This is a genomic window from Coprococcus eutactus (genome assembly GCF_001404675.1).
GTDB classification, from domain to species: Bacteria; Bacillota; Clostridia; order Lachnospirales; family Lachnospiraceae; genus Coprococcus; species Coprococcus aceti.
Genome location: NZ_CYXU01000002.1, coordinates 1 through 22,091, shown reverse-complemented (window position 1 = coordinate 22,091; position 22,091 = coordinate 1). Strand labels below are relative to the sequence as shown.

The window sequence follows — 22,091 nt, the reverse complement described above, 5'->3', positions numbered from 1 at the left end:
ACATGAAGACAATAATAAGTACACCAAAGGCACCAGCGGCAATAGGACCATATTCACAGGCGGTTCTCGTGAATGGAATGCTTTTTACATCAGGAGTTATACCTATCGATCCTGAGACAAATACACTGGTTGAGGGAGATGTCACTGTACAGGCAAGACAGGCGATCGGCAATCTCAAGAATCTCATAGAGGCATCAGGCTCATCTATGGATAAGGTAGTGAAGACAACAGTATTTATCAAGGATATGAATGATTTTGGCAAGATAAATGATATTTACAAGGACTTCTTCACAAGCGATTTCCCTGCACGTTCATGCGTGGAGGTTGCAAGACTCCCTAAGGATGTGCTTATAGAGATAGAAGCCATCGCTACAGTAGAGTAAGCGTATGAGACAGGACAATGTTCAGAGAAAGGTACACGGAGCGTCATGGTTTTTCCTGTCGCTGATATGTGTGTATCTGTGTGTTGTTATGATACTGTGGAAGACGAATATCGGCTCACATATAACCATGGTTCAGAATCTGATCCTGAGCCAGAGCATGATATTCGTGCCGACGATCATATATATTCTTATAAGCAAATGTGATCTGCGCGAAACGCTCAGACTGAAAAAGACGCACTGGCTGGCGATAATCATCGTTCCGGCATTCGTCGTGGCTCTTGAGCCTCTTATGACACTCATAAATGCCATAAGTCTTCTGTGGGTGGAGAGTGCCACTACCGAGCTTGCAACAGGTCTTGTGTCGAATCATAAGCTGTGGGTGTCAACACTTCTCATGGCGGTCACTCCGGGAATCGTGGAGGAGCTTGCCTACAGAGGCGTCATAATGGGAAGCTACAGATATGGCAGCAGACTGGCGGCTATAATCATAGGAGGAATAATGTTCGGAGCCATGCACATGAATTTCAATCAGATGGCATATGCGATGGTTCTGGGAATGATGCTGGGATTTCTTGCCGAGGCGACAGGAAGTATATTTACGACCATGTATGCCCATTTCTGCTTTAATGAGATATCCGTCATCATCAGCTATATAGCATCACATGTCAGCGTGCTCAAGCAGATGGTGGAGAAACAGGCTTCTGAGGGAATAGCAGCAGATCAGCTCAAGCAGACGATATTGATATATATTCCATTTGCATTTATGGGATTGTGTGCGGCTGCGGCGATGATAGTGTTGTTGGCGTACCTGAATGGAAGGCATATGGATATGCTGGCGATGTTCAGAAGAAACAGGAACGCTGAGGTCAAGAGACCGAGGATCATATCTGTGCCGCTTGTTCTGGCACTGTGCGTATGCATAGGATTTATGATAATAACAGAATTTGTTTTATGATATGTAATACAATGCCTGCACTTTTATAGGTGCGGGCATTTGCATATTAATGCCGTTAATCCCTGTTGAGTAACCAGTAGAAGGAGATGGCATACAGTCCGGCAACGCCCACCAGAGTATAGATTATTCTGGAAAATGCAGTTCCGGCACCGAAGATGCCGTCCACTATGTTGTAGCTGAACAGTCCTATAATGCCCCATACGATAGCACCGATTATGGTCAGTGTGAGACATATGCAATTTAGTGTTTTCATTTTTGACCTCCAATATGATCGCGCCAAATGCGGCGTTTCAGTATGATGTAATTGTGTGCAGTTATCATTTTAAATATTCATGAGATTCAGGTGACTTGACACAAAAAAGTAAGTGTAGTAAATTTACATATGAATACTTGTTCAAATGGAACACGTGAGTTGCTTGTTTGGGAGCAGAAAGGACCATAGATATGGCAGAAGATAAAAATATTTTTTTTGACAGTTATGAACTGGAACAGTCGGATCTCGCAGATCTGGCAGACCTGTTCAAGGTGTTTGGCGATGCGACACGTATATCCATCATGTTCGCCCTGCTTAAGCAGGAACTGAGTGTCGGAGACATCGCAGAGCGTCTGGAGATGAATGCATCGGCTATTTCACACCAGCTCAGGGTGCTGAAGCAGGCCAAATTGATAAAAAGCAGAAGAGAGGGCAAGAATATAATATATTCCCTGGCCGATGAGCACGTTGTGACCATCATCAAACAGGGTGTTGACCATATACTTGAATAGAATATACGAGAGGTAGAATATGAAGGTAGAATCACTTATATTTGACATGGATGGAACTCTGTGGGACAGCGCGGCAAATGTGGCTGCGTCCTGGAGTGAAGTCCTCGAAAGACAGGCTGATGTGGACATGAAGGTGACAGAGGCCGATATCAAATCTGTTATGGGTATGCCTATGGATGCCATTGCCGACAAGCTGTTCGGAGCGTATTCGGAGGACAGAATGACTCAGCTTATAGATGCCTGCGGAGACTATGAGAACGAGTATCTCCGTGAACATGGTGGCGTTCTGTACGATGGTGTAGAGGATACCATTGCGAAGCTTTCGGGATCACACAGGCTGTTTATAGTCAGCAACTGCCAGAGTGGATATATAGAGGCATTTCTTGATTATTACGGGTTTGGAAAGTATTTTAAGGATATACTCTGCTGGGGAGATACAAAGGTATCAAAGGGCGAGAGTATAAAGATACTCATGGAGAAGAATGGAATAGAGGATGCTGCATATGTCGGCGACATCCAGGGCGACTGCGACAGTGCCAGATTTGCCGGGATAAAGTTCATTCACGCGGCATACGGGTTTGGAAGTGTGAAGGATAAGGATGCGGAGATCCATACATTTGCGGAACTTCTTGACGTGGTGGAGTGATCCGGAAGGTCATTTACAGACCTGCTATAAAACATAATAAACAGAAAAACAGGGAGTATATCAGCAGTTGATATACTCCCTGTCTCTATATATTATTTATCCATATGCTCAAGTGCAGCTGCTACAAATCCTTTGAAAAGAGGATGTGGCTTGTTTGGTCTTGATTTGAATTCCGGATGTGCCTGTGTTCCGATGAACCAAGGATGCTCAGGAATCTCGATCATCTCGACGATATGTCCGTCAGGTGACAGTCCGACAAGCTCCATTCCGTTGTCAGTCAGAGCCTGACGATAGTCATTGTTGACCTCGTATCTGTGTCTGTGACGCTCGTGGATATATTCTGTACCGTATAACTGGTATGACTTTGAATCCTTTGCAAGCACACAAGGATATGAACCAAGTCTGAGGGTACCGCCAAGATCGGTTACATCGTGCTGGTTTGGCATGATGTGGATTACCTGGTGGAATGAGTTTGGATTGAACTCAGAGCTGTGGGCGTCTGAATATCCAAGTACATTTCTTGCAAATTCAACTATCGTGAGCTGCATTCCGAGACACAGTCCAAGGTAAGGAACCTTGTGTGTTCTGGCGTAATTGATAGAAGTGATCATTCCCTCTATACCTCTGTCGCCAAAGCCGCCCGGAACAAGGATTCCGTCTATATCGCCGAGGATCTCAGCGACATTCTCCTTTGTTACAAGCTCGGAGTCGACCCACTTGATCTCAACCTCTGCCTTGTTGGCAACGCCGGCATGCTTCAATGCCTCAACTACTGAGATATAGGCATCGTGAAGTGATACGTACTTTCCGACCAGAGCAACTCTTACATTCTTCTCAGGATGCTTCCATGCATCTATCATGCTTGTCCACTCGAGCCATGCGTGTTCTGCAGGTGGAGGACATTCCATATCCAGGCACTCACATACTACATCGGCAAGGTGCTCCTTCTCCATGGCAAGTGGAACCTCATACAGAACATCCACGTCAAGATTCTGTATAACGTTTCTGCTCGGCACGTTACAGAACAGTGCGATCTTATCCTTGATGCCCTGATCAAGAGGAAGATCGGAACGACATACGAGGATATCGGGCTGAATACCCATTCCCTGAAGATTCTTAACGCTCGCCTGGGTAGGCTTGGTCTTGATCTCACCTGAAGCCTTCAGATAAGGGATAAGAGTTACATGGATCATGATGCAGTTCTTAGGACCGACCTCATGCTGGAACTGTCTGATAGCCTCAAGGAATGGCTGGCTTTCGATATCTCCAACGGTTCCGCCGATCTCGATTATCGCTACCTCAGTATCCTTTGCGTCGGGATTTCTGTAGAATCTGTCTTTTATCTCATTGGTGATATGTGGCACTACCTGTACTGTGTGTCCTCCGAAATCACCATGGCGCTCCTTCTGAAGGATGCTCCAGTATACCTTTCCGGTTGTTACATTAGAATTCTTGTTGAGACTTTCGTCTATAAAACGCTCATAGTGACCGAGATCCAGATCTGTTTCGGCGCCGTCGTCAGTGACAAAAACTTCACCGTGCTGGATAGGGTTCATTGTTCCCGGATCAATATTGATATAAGGGTCGAACTTCTGGCTTGTGACTTTATATCCTCTCATCTTGAGAAGACGTCCAAGAGAAGCAGCAGTAATACCCTTACCGAGTCCAGATACAACACCACCAGTGACAAACACATACTTGACTGCCATAATTATATCCTCCATTAATACTTCAAAAAACTACATTAACATATTATAAGCAAGCCATATCTAAAAGTCAATTGAGAAAAACAAGTTAAAAACAAATTAAACTTGGCAAAATAATGCTCTGGCTGTTGAAATGAACGTTTTAGGGTCAGATGACATGAAATAATGAAGCACATTGATGCGTGAAGGCTGTCGCACCTGTGCACGACATACATTATGTCGTTGCACTTGCGTGTATCGACATATACTAATATAATTATAAAAGAGTATGTAAATGTGGGGCGTGCGTCATGCTCACACATAACAAATACGGATTATAATGCATTTTCATGCTTGGGATTGGAATATACAGATTGATGAAAAAGATAACGTTTATACATATATCCGATGTGCTGCTCGGCGCGCTGCCTGACAGGGAGTGTGTATGGAGCGGCGAGAGGAAAAACGAAATATACATGACATTTGAGGCTGTGGTGGCACGTGCCGGGGAGCTTGACGTGGATTTTCTTCTGGTTGCAGGCAATCTGTTTGACCATCAGCCATCTGAGGAAGAGCTTGCATGGCTTGATGAGATATTTGGAAGCTTAAAGCATACAGTGGTCATATATGCTGCTGGATTTCAGGATAATCTGGGAAGTGATGCGCCGCTTCTTGACTATGGTTTCAAATCCCGTGTGTGTGTGATCGGAAGCCCTGGAATAAGACAGATTGGAGACAAACAGACTGGAGACATGGGGTACACAGCGGTCAGGGATGAGCAGGCGACCATGGCACTGGATCATATTCATTTTCCGGACAAGGACGTTGATATATACGGCGTGAGCTATTTTGACAGGAAGATGGATGCCAGGGTGGTGGATGATGCAGAACCGCAGGATGAAGCGGTATGTAATGTGCTGATCGCATGTGGGGGTGACCGGAGACGGATGTCGGTTGACTGGAACAGGCTGCGTGCCAGTGGATTTAATTACATTGCGTTTGGCGGCCGCCAGAAGTATCAGATGAAGATTCCGGGCAAGGCTTATTATTCTGGAAGTCCGGAGGCTGTGTCGAGAGAGTCAACAGGCGCACATGGATATATCTATGGGGAAATGTCTGACGGAGTGGTTTCGACTAAGTTTGTGCCTGCTGCGGTCAGAGAATATAAAAGAATTGATTATCCGGTGGATAACGATACAAGGGACGGTGCTCTGACGGAGGCCATTCTGGGTATCCTGGAGCTTGAGGGACGTGACAATATATATTCCATATGCCTGAACCGTATGGCGGGCTGTGAGAAGAACTTTGATATATCATCCATGCTGAAGGATTACAGAATCCTGGCGGTGGAAGGTGAGAGATTTGAACGATCCGACTACAGTGAATACGCCAGAGCCAACAAAAATACAGAATTTGGCAGATTGCTCGATAAACTGAATGTTGCCGGTCTTGAAAGCAGAGACGGAATAAAACTTGCGGTCGACATGATGATAGAGGTGTCGGGGCTGTATGCAAGATCGGGCAGAAAAATGGGCAGGGAGCTTTATCACGATACACTGAGACAGGTCAGACAGATACTCAGGATGAAATGTCAGACATACGAGGCGGACGCTGCGGTCAGGGAATATATGAGCCTGCAAAATGACTACGAGGTCAGCTCTGATGTTCTGGGTGAGCTTAACTCGGTATGGGCACAGGAGCGGAAAAGCGAACTTGAGATCACGACGCTCAGACGTCATCTGGAGGAGCTTCCTAAGGAGTACAGACGAAGCTGGATAAGGACTGGAGTAAGAACAGCACTTGTACCGCTCATGGTACTTGGAATATTGTCGATAGTTATAATGTATGCATTGGTCGCACGGGGGGATAATATTCTCCCGGACGGACGACTTGTGTATGCGATGCTCTTCGCTGTCGGAGCTGCGGGACTTGCATACTATATTGGATATGCGTTGTCAAAATACTGGGGACTCTGGAAGAAGAGTGGAAGAAAGAGATTGACAGCGGAGCTTGAGGAAAGCAGGGCGGAACTTGATAAGCTCTGTGCACAGCGGGATAAGATACACAGCCGCAGAACCGGGCTGCAAAGCCTTGACGGACGAAGAAGAGATATATACGAAAAACTCACACACCGGGAGAAGCTTCTTGATGAAAAGCTTCAGGAGATCCGGGTTATGAGATGTGCGATAGATGAGCTGGATGGACTTTCATCATGACAGATGAGTCTGTTCAGCTTTTACTATGTGTTTTTCATTGTGAAATGTCATTATGGCAACAACCTGTATGGATCCAAGAATCAGGAGAAAACCGATCAGATCCATGCTGGTGAACTGGGTTCCCAGAAAGATCCACGTCAGCAGGGCACTTGACACGGGCTCGACTGTGACAAAAAGACTCGCCTTCACGCTTCCGAGGATGCTGATGCCGAGACCGTATATTGTAAATGGGATGAGGGAGCCCACAATGGCTACCGCAAGTGAGGCTGCAATTATCCTTCCATCCATGTGAGGCAGTGAGAATGTTTTCGTGACCAGCGCAAGGAGAATGGAGGCTATGAGTGATGACCAGCCTATGATATTTACCAGACCATATTCATTGTAGAGCTTCTGAGGATAAAGGCAGTATATAGTGAAACATACCGCTGAGGTGAGTCCCCATATGAGCGCCGGCCTGGATATGGCAAGGGAATTCAGGCTGCCGTGTGTGGCGATCAGAAAGATACCTGCAAATGCACATACGACTGAGGCGGCTTCATATATATGAGGTCTCTTGTGCATGAATATTGTTGTGTACAACAGCAGCATGATTATGTATGTGAACTGGATCACTGTGCCGGTTGCGGCGTTGGAATGTTCGATGGAAGCGAAGTATGTGAACTGCACGCCCATGACACCTGAGAGTGCAAAGAACAGCATAGATATGACACTTTTAGGCTTTGACCATATGGTCAAAGCCCTTTTATCTCCCTTTACGGCGGCGATGACAAGCAGTACGACACCGGATATAAACTGTCTGATTATGGAAAGCTGTGTGGCATTTACATCTGACGACTGGAACACGTATTGTCCAAGGACTCCGCTTATGCCCCACATGATTCCGCATGACAGAACCAGTATGATTCCGAATCTCTGTGAGTGGTTGATCTGTTTTTCTGACATAACACCGCCTCTTCTCTTGTTAAAAGTGACATCATTTTACCACCGATATTTCTAATTTTCAATTATTCTTTAAACAAGGTGCCTTGGTGTCAAATGAAGGGTTGAATGCATAGAAATTCTTGTGATCGAGGGTATCTTTTACAGCCTCAAGGCATTCGCCAAATCTCTGGAAGTGCACGACCTCCCTCTCGCGCAGGAATTTGATAGGCTCATATACGTCCGGGTGATCCTTGCACAGTCTGAGAATGTTGTCGTAGGTCGACCTGGCTTTCTGCTCAGCGGCCATATCCTCAAAAAGATCTGTTATCGCGTCGCCCTTGCACTGGAATTCGCAGGCGTTAAATGGAATTCCTCCTGCCGCCTGGGGCCAGATGCCGATGGTGTGGTCGATATAATATTTGTCAAAGCCCGATGCCTTGATCTCCTCGATGCTCAGATCCCTTGTGAGCTGGTAAATGATGGTCGCAACCATCTCGAGATGGGCAAGTTCCTCGGTTCCGATGTCGGTCAGAGCCGCCTTGACCTTCTTGTCAGGCATGGAATATCTCTGCGACAGGTATCTCATCGAGGCACTCATTTCACCGTCCGGACCGCCGTATTGACTGATTATGTCCTGAGCCAGCTTTGCGTTGGTTTCCTTTATATTTATAGGAAATTGTAATCTTTTCTCATAAACCCACATTAGCAGTTACACTCTCCTTCCCATGGCCAAGGGTCATTGACCCAGTTGAAATAGTTGTTGTCAGTGACCTGATATTTGTTCAGCGGCCCATACATGTTCACGTAATCATTTATAGCCTGGGTGCGCATGCTCTGATAGTTGTCATAGCTCGAAAGTGCCTTGGTGCAGTCGGGATGAAGGTCGAGATAGAGCGCAATATCGTCAAGTGCAAAAGAGACCTCTGTGATAAAGCGCAGAAGCTGTTTTTTGTTCATTTTATTCATGGCTATTTCCCCCTTACCCCGCAGAATATCAGATTGAGATCCTTGAACATGGTGCCCTCCATCAGTCCGCATTTTGCATCGTACAGATTTTCAAAGAACTGTTCAGGGATATAAGCCATTCCGAGCGGCCTGTCGGTTCTCACTGAAGTGGCAGTGCCGGAGTCACAGGAGCGTGGCTTGGAGCCGGATGAGGCGGTGTATTTAACAGAGGTTCCCTGGTTATAGTAGCATCGATTCTGGCCGTTACGGCAGCAGTTTCTGTTTTGTTCCACTATAAAAGCCTCCATACATAAGTTTTCTCTGTATAAACTATGCTGGAGGCTTAAATATGTTACTGTATTTTGTCGTGTGTTAAATACCCTTCATGGAGAGCTGTATGCGTTTCTTGGCGAGGTCTATGCCGATGACCTTTACCTGGACAATGTCGCCGACGCTCACCACGTCAAGAGGGTGCTTTATGAATTTGTCGGACATCTCTGAGATGTGGACAAGTCCGTCCTGATGAACACCTATATCCACAAATGCACCGAAGTCGATCACGTTTCTGACGGTTCCCTTGAGTATCATTCCCTCTGTCAGATCCTTCATCTCAAGGACATCTCCTCTGAGGATCGGCTTGGGCATCTCGTCACGGGGATCACGGGCAGGCTTTTCAAGCTCCTTTATGATGTCGTTGAGAGTTATCGTTCCTGTTCCCAGCTCCTCAGCTAGCTTTTTGATGTTGCCGGCGGCTTTTGAAAGATCCTTGAGCCTGCCGGATGCAATGTCATCGGTTGTGTAGCCGATGTGGCTCAGCAGGGCAGTGGCTATATCGTAACTCTCAGGATGTACAGATGTGGCATCCAGAGGATTTGAGCCGCCGCTTATCCTCATGAAACCTGCGCACTGTTCAAATGCCTTAGGTCCGAGCTTGGCAACCTTGAGGAGTTCCTTTCTGGTTTTGAAGCGTCCATTTGCCTCTCTGTAATCCACGATATTCTTGGCCAGCGTCTTGTTTATTCCGGAAATGTGCTCCATAAGTGGGGCAGAAGCGGTATTGAGGTCGACGCCGACTTTATTTACAGAATCCTCAACAACTGCGTCCAGGGCTTCTGTCAGCTTCTTCTGGTTCATATCGTGCTGATACTGACCGACTCCGATAGCCTTTGGATCGATCTTGACCAGCTCTGCCAGAGGATCCTGTACTCTCCTGGCGATGGAAGCCGCACTTCTCTGACCAACATCAAAATGAGGGAATTCCTCGGTTGCAAGCTTGCTGGCGGAGTAGACAGAAGCTCCTGCCTCGTTGGTTATCACGTACTGTACAGGTGTGTCAAGTTCACTGATGAGCTCGGCGATCACCATCTCTGACTCTCTGGATGCCGTACCATTTCCCACGGATATGAGAGTTATGCCGTACTTCTTTATTAGAGCATTCACAGTATTTTTAGCCTCTGCAACCTTCTTCTGAGGTGCCGTTGGGAATATGACAACGGTGTCGAGAACCTTTCCGGTCGGATCCACAACTGCGAGCTTACAGCCGGTTCTGAACGCCGGATCCCAGCCGAGCACGGTCTGCCCTGCGATAGGAGGCTGCATGAGGAGCTGCTGCAGATTCGATGCAAATACCTTGATGGCACCGTCCTCAGCGGTCTCTGTGAGGGCGTTTCTGATCTCCCTCTCGATGGCAGGGGCTATGAGCCTGTCGTAGCTGTCTGCGATCGCGTCTGAAAGTATCTGTTCGGTCTCAGGATTGTCTCTGACGATGATCTGTTTTTTCAGATATGATATTATGTCGTTGACCGGTGCCTCGATCTTTACTGTGATGAACTTTTCCTTTTCACCGCGGTTAACGGCGAGGGTTCTGTATCCGGTCATCTTGGATACAGGGGTGGAGAAGTCGTAGTACATCTCGTATACGGATTCAGCCTCCGGGTCCTTTGCTGTTGTTCTCAGCACACCGTGTCTGGTGGTGAGGTCTCTTATGTGAGTCCTGTAATCGGCGGTGTCAGATATATTTTCAGCGATTATGTCCATTGCGCCTGCGATGGCTTCGCTGGTGTCTGCAACGCCCTTCTCCTCAGACACATAAGCTTCAGCTTCCTTGACTATCGGAGTTCTGGTCATCTGCAGCATGATGATGTTTGCAAGCCCCTCCAGCCCTTTGTCCTTGGCGATGGTTGCCCTTGTCTTTCGCTTAGGCCTGTATGGTCTGTAGAGATCGTCGACCAGAACCATGGTCTCGGCCTTCTCAATGTCCGCCCTGAGCTGATCTGTAAGTTTTCCCTGCTCCTCTATACTTGCGATGACCTGAGCCTTTTTGTCCTCGAGATTTCTAAGGTATACAAGTCTTTCGTGAAGAAGACGAAGCTGTTCGTCGTTGAGGGAGCCGGTGGCTTCCTTTCTATATCTGGCGATGAATGGAATTGTGTTGCCATCATCGATGAGTTTTACCGCTGCTTCAACCTGGCTGTCGCGACAGCCTATCTCCTGAGCAATTTTCTTGATTATGTTCATGTATATACTCCTTTTGTAAAGTGTGATGTGCAAAGTAAAAAATATTTCATTGTAAATGTAAAATTTAATAGAAGCACATTTGTTAAGTATATAAAAAATGGATAGATTATTCAAGGCTGCTATGTTATACTTTGTGTAGTTTGGGATGTACTGAAAGGGATAAGAAGATGGCTGACATGACACTGGGAAAAGGCGTTGATGATATGGTTGGACCGGATGTACAGGTTTCAGAACGCATACAGCAGGCTATGGATATGGCAAAAGCATTTCATGAAGGGCAGATGCGCCGGGGAAATGGCGGTATGAAGCCTTATTATGATGAGCATATACTTGGCGTATACAATATCCTGAGAGAAGAGTGCGGGATAACCGACGAGGATATCCTCATAACTGCACTCCTTCACGACACGGTTGAAGATACAGAATGTACACTTGACGATATAGAGAGTGCATTTGGCGCGGACATACGCGAACAGGTAAGACTTCTGACTAGGATACAGGGGGAACCGTTTTCCGTATATGCCAGGAGGTTATTTTCCCAGGGGTCGTACCAGACGGTGATCGTGAAGCTTGCGGACAGGCTTCACAATCTCAGAACGATAGTTTACATGCCTGATGTGAGGTGGATACAGAAGAAGATAAAGCAGTCGTATACAGACATTCTCAATCCCCTTCCCGAGGCTATGCGGAGAATAGACGGAAGATATAATGAACAGATATATATGCTCGCAGATAAGATAGAAGAGCAGATACTGGAAGTGCAGAGAGCACTGAACCTGAAACATTCATGATAGGTTGTATCATGGATGAAGCCGGGACAGTGCTCTTTGTTTTTATTATACTGTCTAATAGAAAATTTTTGTCTCGTCGATGATCGTATATACGTTGTCTGAGTAGTCAAGCATTATCACGTTGCAGTTCTGCTGCAGCCCGCCTGACCAGAAATCCTCGAGCGGATGCTTTTTTACATGCATCATCATTGCTTTGTTTATCGCACCGTGGGCAACGATCATGATCCTTGAATATTTTGAGGAGAGTGGCTCCACATACTCAGTCATGAATCTGGCCGCCCGCTGGCAGAGTTCCTCAAATGATTCACCGTTTCCAACCGGGTGATAGAGCTCAGGATGCTTGAAGAAATACTGAAAATCCTGACCTCCGTCTGCCAGAAGTTCTGACATATTCTGCCCTTCCCAGTCACCAAAGCACATTTCCTTTATGAGGTCATTCTTCACAATTGGAATGTCCCTGCCGCCGACAATGAGGCTGGCTGTCTCGTAAGCCCTCTTAAGCGGACTGGAAAACACCATATCAAAGTGTGTGTCTCTCAGATTTTCTCCTGTGATCCTGGCGAGCTCTCGTCCTTTGTCGCTGAGCTCAATGTCAGTCCGGCCCTGAAGCAGCTTCTTTTTATTCCATACGGTTTCACCGTGTCTTACAATATAAATCTCCATGTGTACAGTCCTCCAAAATCAAATGTCCTCGATCTGCCAGTCGATAGGCTCGACTCCGTTTGCAACCAGGAAATCGTTGGTCTTGCTGAACGGCTTGCTTCCCCAGAAGCCCCTGTATACAGACAGTGGACTTGGGTGTGCGGACTTCAGGATCAGGTGGTGTGGGTTGTTCAGGAATGCGGCCTTCTTCTGGGCGTATGCACCCCACAGGATGAACACGATAGGTCTGTCCTGCTCGTTCAGGATCCTGATCGCTGCATCGGTAAAATGTTCCCAGCCCTTTCCCTGATGGGAACCGGCTCTGTGAGCCTGAACAGTCAGCACGGCATTGAGCATGAGGACTCCCTGGTCGGCCCACTTCTCAAGATATCCGTTATTGGGGATCTTACATCCCAGATCATCGTGAAGCTCCTGATATATGTTGACGAGCGATGGTGGTATGGTGACACCTGGTTTCACACTGAAACTCAGACCGTGTGCCTGCCCTGGCTCATGATATGGATCCTGACCGATTATCACACATTTTACATGGGATAACGGCGTTGTGTGAAATGCGTTGAATATATCATCGGCTGGTGGGTAGACAGTTTCCGTTGCGTATGCCTGTCCCACAAAATCAAACAGCTTTTTATAGTAAGGTTTCTTATATTCAGGCTTAAGATATTCAGCCCAGTCATTTGTTATTGCTGGCATATTGATACTCCTTTTTGTATACAAATATAATGATCCGAAACACAGTTATTTTATCACGGGCGGGGTGCAAAGTAAAATAAACTAATTCAAGTTTTAAGTTGTAAGAAGCAATATCACATGATATACTTACTATATCTGAGAATTGATAAAGACTTATAGAAAGGAGCATATGAGTATGGAGAAAGCATATAAGACTATGAAGCAGGTTGGAGCACTCAACATAGCACTTGGGGTTATAACGATAGTTACTGGTCTTGTAGTGGGTATACTGATGCTTACAGCAGGCGGAAGATCTCTCAAGAACAAGAGATTTATTGTCTGGTAGAACTGTTAATATATATAGGATTATAGCTAAAAGGGGTTGACATCTGACACTTGTATGTGTTAGAGTCAGCCTAGATAATGCGATGAAGAGGAGCAGTAGAATTCTGGAGATGTTCAGAGAACCGCCGGTTGGTGTGAGGCGGTGATCGATAGGGTTTGAACTCGCCTTGGAGCAGCCCGCTGAATGGCACGTCAGATGATCGTGTGAAGTAGGAAGGGACGGAGCCTGACCGTTACAGCAGGAGGGTATAAGACGGCGGTAAGTATATCGTTCATCTGTATCTGCGATGAGAGCATACATTATTGTATGAAATAGAGTGGTACCGCGTAACTTACGTCTCTATAGTGATTAGGAGATGTGAGTTTTTTTTTGCTTAAGTAGGAGGTTATATCAATGAAGAATTATCAGAATTACAAGCGTGGCTATTACATGCCGCCGGTACAGTGCACAGACTGGGTAAACAAGGAGTATATTGACAAAGCACCTATCTGGTGCAGCGTGGATCTGAGAGACGGTAATCAGGCCCTGATCGTACCTATGAGCCTTGATGAGAAGCTGGAATTTTTCAAGGAGCTTGTCAGGATCGGTTTCAAGGAGATAGAGATCGGATTTCCTGCAGCGTCCGAGACTGAGTACGAGTTCTGCCGAACACTTATAGAGCAGGATCTCATACCTGATGATGTCACGATACAGGTACTTACACAGGCAAGACCACATATCATAGAGAAGACATTTAAGGCTATAGAGGGTGCAAAGAACGTGATCGTACATCTGTACAATTCAACATCATTTGCCCAGAGACAGCAGGTGTTCAGAAAGTCAAAGGAAGAGATACTTAAGATAGCAGTGGATGGAGCAGAGCTGCTCAACAAGATGGCTGATGAGTACGGCGTTCCATATCGTTTTGAGTATTCACCGGAGAGCTTCACCGGAACAGAGGTTGACTATGCACTTGAGGTCTGCAACGCAGTTATCGATGTATGGAAGCCGACACCGGACAGAAAGGTTATAATCAACCTCCCTGCAACAGTCGAGATGTCACTTCCGCATGTTTACGCAAGCCAGATAGAGTATATGAGCAAGAACCTCCACGACAGGGAGAATATTATCCTGTCACTTCATCCTCATAATGACAGAGGCTGTGGAGTGGCAGATGCAGAGCTTGGTATCCTTGCCGGCGCAGACAGAATAGAGGGAACATTATTTGGAAATGGTGAGAGAACAGGAAATGTGGACGTGATCACACTCTGCATGAACATGTTCACCCATGGAGTTGACCCTGAGATAGATCTCAGCGATATACCATCGCTCACAGAGATGTATGAGAGAGTTACAGGAATGAAGGTTTACGAGCGTTCACCATATACAGGAAAGCTTGTATTTGCCGCATTCTCAGGCTCACATCAGGATGCCATTGCCAAGGGAATGAAGTTCAGAAAAGAGCAAGGTGACGGAATGTGGACCTGTCCATATCTGCCGCTTAACCCTGAGGATATCGGAAGAAAGTATGATGGCGATGTTATTAGAATAAACAGCCAGTCAGGAAAGGGTGGAATTGGATTCATCCTCCAGACAAAGTACGGCTTTGACCTTCCTGCAAAGTTCAGAGAGGATCTGGGCTACACAGTAAAGGATGTGTCAGATAAGGAGCACAAGGAGCTCAGTCCAAAGGAAGTATTGGATATATTCCAGAATACATATGTCAATATAGATGGCCCTATCAAGATGCTTGAGAATCACTTCGTACAGGGAGATGGAATATCCACAGAGATAACTATTCTGAAGAACGGTGTGAAGAAGGTTTACCACGGCAAGGGAAATGGACGTCTGGATGCCGTGAGCAACGCTATAAAGAAGCACTTTGACATACAGTTCAAGGTCGTATGCTACGAGGAGCATTCACTCCAGACTGGCTCAAACTCACAGGCAGTTGCCTATGTCGGAGTCGAGACTGTCGATGGTAAGGTTACATGGGGCGCAGGAATAAAGAACGATATCATAGACGCATCTGTACATGCACTCGTGAGCGCCGTCAACAGAACGGGAGATCTCAATTAGATATTAAATTAGGGATTAAGATATATTGAATTACATTAAAATACCCGGATGTGCAGGCGAAATGCTTACATATCCGGGTGTTTTTTATGATTCGCTGGTCTTAAGTTTCTTATAGCAGTAACCGATGATATCCTTTCGTGTAACTATGCCGATGAACTTGTTCTGATCGTCAACCACCGGAACAAAATTCTGGACCATGGCTCTGGCTATGAGATCCTCCATGTTGGAACTGATGGATACGGAGGCGTACTCGAATTTCTTTGGAATATCATTAAGGAAGATGCTCTCTGCGGTTTTGAGCGCGTTCATCGAATTGCGCTTGCAGTACCAGAGAATGTCGCCCTCCGTTATGGTGCCGACATATTCACCGGTGTTGGATAGTATCGGTATTGCAGAATATCTGTGTATCTCCATCTTCTCAAGTATCTGTCTGAGTGAAAAACTGTCCTCAATATATGCTACATCGCTCTTAGGTGTAAGAAAAAATAAAATGTTCATGCCTCTTCTCCTTGTCATATATAATTTGTAATTTTACAGCCCCATTCTGTAAATGATAAATACCATAAATATTGCTTATCGCCCATATGTAATAATTATAAAATATAATCAGTATGAGTTCAATTAAATTACTGTGAAATAATAGTGACCGGGTGCATGATAAGAAAGTATTTTCAGAATATAATCCGAAATGTGTCAGATGTGTCAGAAATTGCAAAATTATGTTGTTAATTAGTAGGCGATTTGATATTATAAACTTGATATGCACTATTATAAGAGACATAAGGAGGACTGTATGGGATCGGAGAATGTTTTCCAGGAGAATCAGGAATATCTTATAAAGGCAAGGGAGCTGGTGGTGGCTATCGATGATGTGCAGGACAACCTTGAACAGGTGAGAACGGCACAGAGAAAGACCAGCAGGAGTATCTCACAGGAGGAAAAGGGCCTTTCTGATGAGATCAGTTCAACCTTGAAAAACAGAAAGAATGAGATAGAGGATGGATACGACCAGCAGCTTTCGGCGAACGGAGCCAAGATAAGGCAGCTTCAGTCAAAAAAAGATAAGAAGAAGACGGAGCGTATGGGCAACCGAATAGAGAGCGAGACGGCCTCCCTCAACGAGAGCAACAGACAGCTCAGACTCAAGGCAAAGGAGCTGTTTAAGCAGAACAATGTATCGGGCTTCTGCAATACGGGCTTTTTCTACTGTATGTTCGCTCCGTGCGGAGCAGGCGACGTGTTTAAGCTTATACTGCTTATACTCCTGTTCTGCGGATGTATACCGGCGATTGTATGCGTGGCGCTTTCATACACCATATACCAGACCGGAGTTCACACTTTGACGTATGTGGTGATCAGTCAGGCGATTGTCATAGCAGAATTTATCATATATTTCATAGTGTTCAATCTTGCCAAGGTAAAGAATCTTGAGATCGTCAATGAGGGCAGGCGGATAAGAAACAAGGTCCGCGCCAACAACAAGCAGATAAGGATCATCAGAAACTCGATAACAAGAGACAAGGATGAGAGTGTATATAATCTTGGCAAATATGATGAAAAGCTCAGCGAGCTTGAGGCGGAGCGCGAGGATATAAGCAATCGCAAGCTTGAGGCGATAAAAGTATTTGAGAATGATACAAAACAGGTTATAACTGATGAGATAACAGGAAGACGGCAGCCGAAGATCGACGCACTTAAGGCGGATCTGAAGCAGCTCGAGGAAAAGATCAATGCCATGGAGTCACAGCTTGCTGATATGCAGAGCCATCTGACTGACAGCTATGTCACATTCCTTGGCAAAGATCTGCTCACAGAAGAGAAACTCTCTGATCTTATATCGATCATGGAGGAGGGCACGGCAAGCACAGTGTCAGGCGCCATAGAGGTTTATAAGGGAGAGAGCTAGTCAGTGTGTCGATGATGACAGTATGGCGTCAGAGATGAAGCGTGCCATATTGCTGACGGTATACAGCCTGGTGCTCTGAAGAAGACTCATACCTGGCTTTCCAGACAGATTTACAATCCCGGTGATGGAGATATCTCCTATCGCCGGGAGTTTTTTATTTACACCGATTCCGGGGTACAGGGGGGCGTTAGAGAGCGTGATCATACCTACATCTGAAGGACGTCCAAGGGATGCGTCGACGGCGATGATGGCGGGGGAGACAAAATGGTCGTATATATGGTGTATGGTATCGCGCAGATTGAGGGCGTGGACCGGAGCTTTTAACGTTCCGTATACTTTGAAAGGACAGTTGTGCTCTGTCAGAAAGCTGCCTGTCAGAGGGCCGAGAGCATCACCGGTAGCGCGGTCGGTTCCTATGCATAAAACCACGGTGCTGTCAGAAGGTTGCCCGCTGTCTGCCAGAAAATCCGATATTCTGGTTGAAAGCGCACGGCAGGCAAGAATGTCATTTGGATTAAAATATTCTGTTTGTCGCTGCTTCTTTTTTATCATATCAATACCCTGCCTGTGTTTTATAGTATAGAGTATTTCCAAGATTATCAAAGTTTACACAATAGATTCATAAAGCGCTCATTTACATGATCCTGTAGATATAGGTCGTAATAGGCTGGAATATAGGGCGCAGTTACACACATCAAATGACATGATTTCCTAAAAAAGCGTCTTGTCAACATGGTATTATTCATGCATCGTTGGCGGAGCTGTAAGGGCTGATGCTTAAGAGTATAGGAGGTTGGGTGAATGATAGAGATAGTATATGATGAAGCAAATGAGATGATGAGGTCAAGCGACAGGGTGAAATATGAGTTGCCCAAGAATATACGACAGGTGGGAAATGCCCCAGGAAATTACAAGATATATGTAGAAGACTATGTCATGACATATCTGAGGAGAATTGCATCGCCGGGCAATATGAACTGCCGTGGAGCCATACTTCTCGGAAAAGTATATGATGAAAATGGCACAAAGGTGATATTTGTCAGCGGCGCAGTGGATGCACAGAATCTTGAATTTGACATATCCATGATAAAATTTGGTGACAGCGAGTGGAGCGGGATATATGCGGAGATAAACAAATACTTCGATGACCTGTCGATCGTGGGATGGTTCCTGTCCAGAATGGGTTTCTCTGCAGAGATAAACGATCAGATGAAAAGGCTGCACCGCGATAATTTCCCGGGTGAGGGAAAGATCCTGTTCCTTATGGATGCACTGGAGTGTGAGGAGGCATTTTATTATTACGATCACGGGACCCTTATGAGGGAAAAGGGATACTATATATATTATGTGAGAAATGAGAAAATGCAGAACTACATAATCAGCAGAAAGCGTGAGACTGCGGAATCTGCGACAGACAGTGTGGTAATAAAGGATAAGACGGTCGTTGAAAACTTCAGAGAGAGGGGGAAACAGACGGAGAACCGGAAGAAGAGGAGCTGGGGTACAACCGCGGCGTGCTTTGTTGCGGTATGTGCGGTGTCATTTGGCGCATTGTGGTACATATCCCCGGATACAGTGGGGCAGATAACGGACCGGCTGACAAAGGCAAAACACTCCGGTGAGGTTCAGGTGTTCATGAACAGTGCAGACACCATGGCCGGTGCTGAGGAAACAGTGGGAGGAGCTGCATCCGGAGATGCCTATACACAAAAAAATACGCCGGGATCACAGAACACGGAGGCAACTCAGAATGCGGAAGGTGTGCAGGATACAGAGATGGCACAGAAAGCAAATGGATCGCAGGAGATATCAGCGGCGCAAGGCGCGGAGAATACAAGTGCTTCGGTGGAGGGAACTTCGTATGGCTCGGAATACACTTCGGACAGTGTTTCAGATGAAGCTGTAACATCAGAGATACCTTCTGTGCCGGAGGATACGGAGAGCATCTATGTGGTTGAACCGGGGGACACTCTTGTGAGTATATCGATAAAGATGTACGGAACGCAGGATGGCGCAGAGAGTATAGCGGCGGTAAATGGCCTGAAGATAGATGAACCTATATATGAGGGCCAGAAATTGGTTATTCCCTATACAGATTAAAAATGCTATAATTACCATGTTTTTTTATAGTAAATAAAGAACAGAAGGAATACGGATATGAAATTTTTAACAAAAAATAAAAAAACTGCGGATAAGGAAATTGCTGCGGGCAGAGACGATGAAAAACAGGAAGTTCAGAATCAGACAGAAGATGATATGGACGAGGAAAGCCTTGCAAATGGCAGGGATAATGTCATTGAAGTAAAACGTACCATGGGCAAAAAAGGCAAAATGCTCCTCGCTATCGCAGCAATTGTGGTTGTGCTAGGACTTGTCACTGCACTTTTGAGATATAACGCGATAAAGACATACACTCAGTATGATGTGGTGTCAGCGACGGAAACATCAGGTGACAATATAGCAGATTACACGGTATTTGCGGGAAATGTGCTGAAGGTGACCAAGGACGGTGCATCTTACATAGATGAAAAAGGCGTGACAAAGTGGGATGTGAGCTATGCGATGAAGATGCCACACGCAGAGGTGTGCGGAAACTACGCGATAGTTGCGGATATGAACGGTAAAGATGTGTATGTGTTTAATGTTGACGGCGAAGTCAGCCGTCAGACTCTCGCTTACGACATCTCAAATGTTGATATTGCAGAGCAGGGAGTGTACACCCTTGTACTTGTGGGAGAAGACTGCAATTATATCAATGGATACGATAAGGACAGCAACACGATCTATGAGCTCAAGACCACGATAGATAAAAGTGGATACCCTATGGATATAGACATATCGAACGATGGACAGAAGCTGGTCACAAGTTATATGAAGATACAGGGCACAAAGGTACAGTCTGTGATAGCCATGTACAATTTTAGCTCGGTTGGACAGAATGAGAATGCTGATCGTATGATGGGAAGCTATACAGTGGATGATGCACTGTATCCTATCGTGAAATTTACAGATAATGACAATATTGCATGCTTTGGTAATAACGATATAAGAACATACACTATGACGGAGAAACCGGAGGAGAGAGCTGTTATAGATCTCAGATCCAGGGAGATGCAGGGCGTATTCTATAATTCTTCCTGCGTGGGTTATATTGCTGTCTCGGATTCTGCCTCAAAGGCGAAATACAAAATATATATATATGACAACAAGGGTGCGCTGAAGGCTGAAGTGGACTACGACAATGCATTTGACAAAATATATGCAACTGAAGAGGAGATAATAGTCACGGGAGATATGGACTGCAGTATAATCAGGTTTAATGGAAGTATGAAATTTAATTATTCATTCACCAAGAATCTTGTAAATGTTGTGCCGGACTCAAACGAGGAGGAGTATGTGGTCATATTTGAAAATGAGACGCAGACTATTGCCCTCAAGGGCATGTAAGAGAAAGGAGAAGCGCATATGAATCTGATGTTGCTTGCGTCTGTGGCGGTTATTCTTCTGTGCGCCCTTATCGGATACAGGAGAGGTCTCATCAAAAGTGCGGTAAGTGCAGTGGGCATAGTAGGAGCGGTGATCCTGACAAATGTGCTGAATCCGTATGTAAACCAGTTCCTCTGTCAGCATACACCACTCAGAGACACCGTGAGGCAGAAGGTAGAGCAGAGCATAGGAGTGGAAGATATCAGTGAAAGTGTATCTGTCTATGAGAAAGAAGATTATCTAGAACATACAGAACTGCCGGAGATCGTGAAGAACTACATACGCAGTAACGGCGGAGACAAGATAAATGGAAAGGCGATCGGAGACTATGTGGCATATGTTGTGGATTATCTCACAGATATGGTCATGAACGGACTGTCTTATCTGTTAACCATATTTGTGGTGCTACTGCTCGTGCTGATAGCTCTTGCGTTATCGCATGTTCTGTCGGGTATCCCCGTGGTCGGTGGGCTGGACAAAGCAGGAGGACTTGCTTTTGGCGTTGCACAGGCTGTGTTGTGTATATGGATCGCAATGGTTCTCATAACGTTTTTGTCGGCATTCTCAGTGGCTTCGCAGATGCTGGAAATGGTACACGACAGCAAGGCTCTCACATATCTGTACGATAAAAACATTTTTTTGAAAATAGTTATTGACATATTGGGAGATATTTAGTATAGTTTCACTTGCTGGTTGTGACCGGCATAAGTTAACATCGATTTTCTTCTTCTGTCACTGGAATATGATGACAAAGAAAATGAAAAAAGCTGTTGACATACACACTTCGGTGTGGTAATATTTAGAAGTTGTCGCCGAAGAGGTCGGACATCAGCAACCGAAAAGATCTTGAAAAAAGATAAAAAAGTTGTTGACAAAGAATTTCAGATGTGATAGCATATAGAAGTTGTCGCTGAGAGGCGAAAACATAAAGAACCTTGAAAAATTAACAACATGACAACCCTGAAATTCCAAACAAGAATTTCAAGAACGTCGGATCAGAGATGATATCAAAGATCTAACAAACCAATAACAGTAAAGATGGTTAGGAAAAAATACAAGCTAGTATGATTTCTGACATAGGATTTACAAACTTTTTAATGAGAGTTTGATCCTGGCTCAGGATGAACGCTGGCGGC

At 45.5% G+C, this 22,091-nt stretch carries 23 protein-coding genes and 1 other annotated feature; of the genes, 12 read left to right on the top strand and 11 right to left on the bottom strand.

The window, feature by feature from the left end; genetic code table 11:
- The first annotated feature begins 2 nt into the window (after nt 1-2).
- Complete coding sequence (locus ARA78_RS04505) at nt 3-383, top strand: RidA family protein (protein ID WP_015533429.1); 381 nt, start codon at nt 3-5, stop codon at nt 381-383.
- A gap of 4 nt (nt 384-387) precedes the next feature.
- On the top strand, nt 388-1,338 hold the full coding sequence (locus ARA78_RS04500) for a CPBP family intramembrane glutamic endopeptidase (RefSeq protein ID WP_015533428.1): 951 nt from the start codon (nt 388-390) through the stop codon (nt 1,336-1,338).
- 55 nt (nt 1,339-1,393) lie between these two features.
- Here the strand turns inward: ARA78_RS04500 and ARA78_RS04495 are convergent, their stop codons facing one another.
- Entirely contained in the window at nt 1,394-1,591 is a 198-nt protein-coding gene (locus ARA78_RS04495) for a DUF378 domain-containing protein (protein WP_015533427.1), read from the bottom strand.
- 191 nt (nt 1,592-1,782) lie between these two features.
- On the opposite strand from ARA78_RS04495, the gene ARA78_RS04490 reads away from it, so the two are divergent.
- Together ARA78_RS04490 and ARA78_RS04485 are read left to right on the top strand one after the other, a co-directional pair.
- Nucleotides 1,783-2,103, top strand: coding sequence for an ArsR/SmtB family transcription factor (locus ARA78_RS04490; protein ID WP_022216728.1), 321 nt, complete (start codon nt 1,783-1,785; stop codon nt 2,101-2,103).
- 19 nt (nt 2,104-2,122) lie between these two features.
- Nucleotides 2,123-2,749 (top strand): HAD family hydrolase, encoded by a 627-nt coding sequence (locus ARA78_RS04485; RefSeq protein WP_055147963.1) that lies wholly within the window; start codon nt 2,123-2,125, stop codon nt 2,747-2,749.
- Nucleotides 2,750-2,841: 92 nt separating this feature from the next.
- On the opposite strand, the gene ARA78_RS04480 is transcribed toward ARA78_RS04485, so the two are convergent.
- Nucleotides 2,842-4,458, bottom strand: a complete 1,617-nt coding sequence (locus ARA78_RS04480) for a CTP synthase (RefSeq protein WP_055274048.1) — start codon at nt 4,456-4,458, stop codon at nt 2,842-2,844.
- 353 nt (nt 4,459-4,811) lie between these two features.
- Between ARA78_RS04480 and ARA78_RS04475 the strand changes: the two genes are divergently transcribed.
- Nucleotides 4,812-6,650, top strand: a complete 1,839-nt coding sequence (locus ARA78_RS04475) for a metallophosphoesterase family protein (RefSeq protein ID WP_055274050.1) — start codon at nt 4,812-4,814, stop codon at nt 6,648-6,650.
- Here ARA78_RS04475 and ARA78_RS04470 read toward each other — a convergent pair.
- From ARA78_RS04470 to ARA78_RS04450, 5 genes are all read right to left on the bottom strand, one after another.
- Nucleotides 6,645-7,592 carry a DMT family transporter gene (locus tag ARA78_RS04470; protein ID WP_055274053.1) on the bottom strand — a complete coding sequence of 316 codons (948 nt, stop codon included), beginning with the start codon at nt 7,590-7,592 and terminating at the stop codon, nt 6,645-6,647. The two genes, ARA78_RS04475 and ARA78_RS04470, sit on opposite strands and share 6 nt — an antisense overlap.
- Before the next feature lie 58 nt (nt 7,593-7,650).
- On the bottom strand, nt 7,651-8,274 hold the full coding sequence (locus ARA78_RS04465) for a manganese catalase family protein (RefSeq protein ID WP_015533421.1): 624 nt from the start codon (nt 8,272-8,274) through the stop codon (nt 7,651-7,653).
- Nucleotides 8,274-8,537, bottom strand: coding sequence for a spore coat protein CotJB (locus ARA78_RS04460; RefSeq protein ID WP_022216733.1), 264 nt, complete (start codon nt 8,535-8,537; stop codon nt 8,274-8,276). Before ARA78_RS04460 ends, ARA78_RS04465 begins: the two co-directional genes overlap by 1 nt.
- A 2-nt stretch (nt 8,538-8,539) precedes the next feature.
- Nucleotides 8,540-8,809: a spore coat associated protein CotJA gene (locus ARA78_RS04455; RefSeq protein WP_055147972.1), complete on the bottom strand. Its 270-nt coding sequence runs from the start codon at nt 8,807-8,809 to the stop codon at nt 8,540-8,542.
- A gap of 79 nt (nt 8,810-8,888) precedes the next feature.
- Nucleotides 8,889-11,033 (bottom strand): Tex family protein, encoded by a 2,145-nt coding sequence (locus ARA78_RS04450; RefSeq protein WP_082419799.1) that lies wholly within the window; start codon nt 11,031-11,033, stop codon nt 8,889-8,891.
- A 167-nt stretch (nt 11,034-11,200) separates the two neighbouring features.
- Between ARA78_RS04450 and ARA78_RS04445 the strand changes: the two genes are divergently transcribed.
- Entirely contained in the window at nt 11,201-11,824 is a 624-nt protein-coding gene (locus tag ARA78_RS04445) for an HD domain-containing protein (protein WP_022216736.1), read from the top strand.
- A gap of 54 nt (nt 11,825-11,878) precedes the next feature.
- Here ARA78_RS04445 and ARA78_RS04440 read toward each other — a convergent pair whose 3' ends face one another.
- On the bottom strand, nt 11,879-12,487 hold the full coding sequence (locus tag ARA78_RS04440) for a histidine phosphatase family protein (RefSeq protein WP_055147975.1): 609 nt from the start codon (nt 12,485-12,487) through the stop codon (nt 11,879-11,881).
- 18 nt (nt 12,488-12,505) lie between these two features.
- Nucleotides 12,506-13,180, bottom strand: a complete 675-nt coding sequence (locus ARA78_RS04435) for a uracil-DNA glycosylase (protein WP_015533416.1) — start codon at nt 13,178-13,180, stop codon at nt 12,506-12,508.
- A 175-nt stretch (nt 13,181-13,355) separates the two neighbouring features.
- On the opposite strand from ARA78_RS04435, the gene ARA78_RS14010 reads away from it, so the two are divergent.
- The gene (locus ARA78_RS14010) at nt 13,356-13,505 is read left to right on the top strand and encodes a hypothetical protein (protein WP_015533415.1); all 150 of its coding nucleotides are present in this window, start codon (nt 13,356-13,358) and stop codon (nt 13,503-13,505) included.
- A gap of 73 nt (nt 13,506-13,578) precedes the next feature.
- Nucleotides 13,579-13,849 (top strand) — a binding site (T-box leader).
- A gap of 49 nt (nt 13,850-13,898) precedes the next feature.
- Nucleotides 13,899-15,563, top strand: a complete 1,665-nt coding sequence (locus tag ARA78_RS04425) for a 2-isopropylmalate synthase (protein ID WP_015533414.1) — start codon at nt 13,899-13,901, stop codon at nt 15,561-15,563.
- 84 nt (nt 15,564-15,647) lie between these two features.
- On the opposite strand, the gene ARA78_RS04420 is transcribed toward ARA78_RS04425, so the two are convergent.
- The gene (locus tag ARA78_RS04420) at nt 15,648-16,061 is read right to left on the bottom strand and encodes a CBS domain-containing protein (RefSeq protein ID WP_015533413.1); all 414 of its coding nucleotides are present in this window, start codon (nt 16,059-16,061) and stop codon (nt 15,648-15,650) included.
- 295 nt (nt 16,062-16,356) lie between these two features.
- On the opposite strand from ARA78_RS04420, the gene ARA78_RS04415 reads away from it, so the two are divergent.
- Nucleotides 16,357-17,469 carry a hypothetical protein gene (locus ARA78_RS04415; RefSeq protein ID WP_015533412.1) on the top strand — a complete coding sequence of 371 codons (1,113 nt, stop codon included), beginning with the start codon at nt 16,357-16,359 and terminating at the stop codon, nt 17,467-17,469.
- On the opposite strand, the gene yyaC is transcribed toward ARA78_RS04415, so the two are convergent.
- Entirely contained in the window at nt 17,470-18,021 is a 552-nt protein-coding gene (gene yyaC, locus ARA78_RS04410; RefSeq protein ID WP_015533411.1) for a spore protease YyaC, read from the bottom strand. It abuts the gene before it with no gap.
- A 249-nt stretch (nt 18,022-18,270) separates the two neighbouring features.
- Here yyaC and ARA78_RS04405 point away from each other — a divergent pair, with 249 nt between their 5' ends.
- From ARA78_RS04405 to ARA78_RS04395, 3 genes are read left to right on the top strand one after another with little or no spacing between them, the layout of a single operon-like run.
- On the top strand, nt 18,271-19,569 hold the full coding sequence (locus ARA78_RS04405; RefSeq protein ID WP_055274055.1) for a LysM peptidoglycan-binding domain-containing protein: 1,299 nt from the start codon (nt 18,271-18,273) through the stop codon (nt 19,567-19,569).
- 57 nt (nt 19,570-19,626) lie between these two features.
- On the top strand, nt 19,627-20,916 hold the full coding sequence (locus ARA78_RS04400; protein ID WP_055147984.1) for a DUF5711 family protein: 1,290 nt from the start codon (nt 19,627-19,629) through the stop codon (nt 20,914-20,916).
- Between the two features lie 18 nt (nt 20,917-20,934).
- Nucleotides 20,935-21,630 carry a CvpA family protein gene (locus ARA78_RS04395; protein ID WP_055224240.1) on the top strand — a complete coding sequence of 232 codons (696 nt, stop codon included), beginning with the start codon at nt 20,935-20,937 and terminating at the stop codon, nt 21,628-21,630.
- Nucleotides 21,631-22,091: the final 461 nt, after the last annotated feature.

What these genes read in the sequence shown, in the direction of transcription:
- ARA78_RS04480 (WP_055274048.1), bottom strand. Translation starts at nt 4,458, where the DNA reads ATGGCAGTCAAGTATGTGTTTGTCACTGGTGGTGTTGTATCTGGACTC.
- ARA78_RS14010 (WP_015533415.1), top strand. Translation starts at nt 13,356, where the DNA reads ATGGAGAAAGCATATAAGACTATGAAGCAGGTTGGAGCACTCAACATA.
- yyaC (WP_015533411.1), bottom strand. Translation starts at nt 18,021, where the DNA reads ATGATAAAAAAGAAGCAGCGACAAACAGAATATTTTAATCCAAATGAC.
- ARA78_RS04425 (WP_015533414.1), top strand. Translation starts at nt 13,899, where the DNA reads ATGAAGAATTATCAGAATTACAAGCGTGGCTATTACATGCCGCCGGTA.
- ARA78_RS04395 (WP_055224240.1), top strand. Translation starts at nt 20,935, where the DNA reads ATGAATCTGATGTTGCTTGCGTCTGTGGCGGTTATTCTTCTGTGCGCC.
- ARA78_RS04505 (WP_015533429.1), top strand. Translation starts at nt 3, where the DNA reads ATGAAGACAATAATAAGTACACCAAAGGCACCAGCGGCAATAGGACCA.
- ARA78_RS04470 (WP_055274053.1), bottom strand. Translation starts at nt 7,592, where the DNA reads ATGTCAGAAAAACAGATCAACCACTCACAGAGATTCGGAATCATACTG.
- ARA78_RS04490 (WP_022216728.1), top strand. Translation starts at nt 1,783, where the DNA reads ATGGCAGAAGATAAAAATATTTTTTTTGACAGTTATGAACTGGAACAG.
- ARA78_RS04440 (WP_055147975.1), bottom strand. Translation starts at nt 12,487, where the DNA reads ATGGAGATTTATATTGTAAGACACGGTGAAACCGTATGGAATAAAAAG.
- ARA78_RS04460 (WP_022216733.1), bottom strand. Translation starts at nt 8,537, where the DNA reads ATGAATAAAATGAACAAAAAACAGCTTCTGCGCTTTATCACAGAGGTC.
- ARA78_RS04405 (WP_055274055.1), top strand. Translation starts at nt 18,271, where the DNA reads ATGATAGAGATAGTATATGATGAAGCAAATGAGATGATGAGGTCAAGC.
- ARA78_RS04415 (WP_015533412.1), top strand. Translation starts at nt 16,357, where the DNA reads ATGGGATCGGAGAATGTTTTCCAGGAGAATCAGGAATATCTTATAAAG.
- ARA78_RS04465 (WP_015533421.1), bottom strand. Translation starts at nt 8,274, where the DNA reads ATGTGGGTTTATGAGAAAAGATTACAATTTCCTATAAATATAAAGGAA.
- ARA78_RS04450 (WP_082419799.1), bottom strand. Translation starts at nt 11,033, where the DNA reads ATGAACATAATCAAGAAAATTGCTCAGGAGATAGGCTGTCGCGACAGC.
- ARA78_RS04400 (WP_055147984.1), top strand. Translation starts at nt 19,627, where the DNA reads ATGAAATTTTTAACAAAAAATAAAAAAACTGCGGATAAGGAAATTGCT.
- ARA78_RS04475 (WP_055274050.1), top strand. Translation starts at nt 4,812, where the DNA reads ATGAAAAAGATAACGTTTATACATATATCCGATGTGCTGCTCGGCGCG.
- ARA78_RS04495 (WP_015533427.1), bottom strand. Translation starts at nt 1,591, where the DNA reads ATGAAAACACTAAATTGCATATGTCTCACACTGACCATAATCGGTGCT.
- ARA78_RS04485 (WP_055147963.1), top strand. Translation starts at nt 2,123, where the DNA reads ATGAAGGTAGAATCACTTATATTTGACATGGATGGAACTCTGTGGGAC.
- ARA78_RS04445 (WP_022216736.1), top strand. Translation starts at nt 11,201, where the DNA reads ATGGCTGACATGACACTGGGAAAAGGCGTTGATGATATGGTTGGACCG.
- ARA78_RS04500 (WP_015533428.1), top strand. Translation starts at nt 388, where the DNA reads ATGAGACAGGACAATGTTCAGAGAAAGGTACACGGAGCGTCATGGTTT.
- ARA78_RS04435 (WP_015533416.1), bottom strand. Translation starts at nt 13,180, where the DNA reads ATGCCAGCAATAACAAATGACTGGGCTGAATATCTTAAGCCTGAATAT.
- ARA78_RS04420 (WP_015533413.1), bottom strand. Translation starts at nt 16,061, where the DNA reads ATGAACATTTTATTTTTTCTTACACCTAAGAGCGATGTAGCATATATT.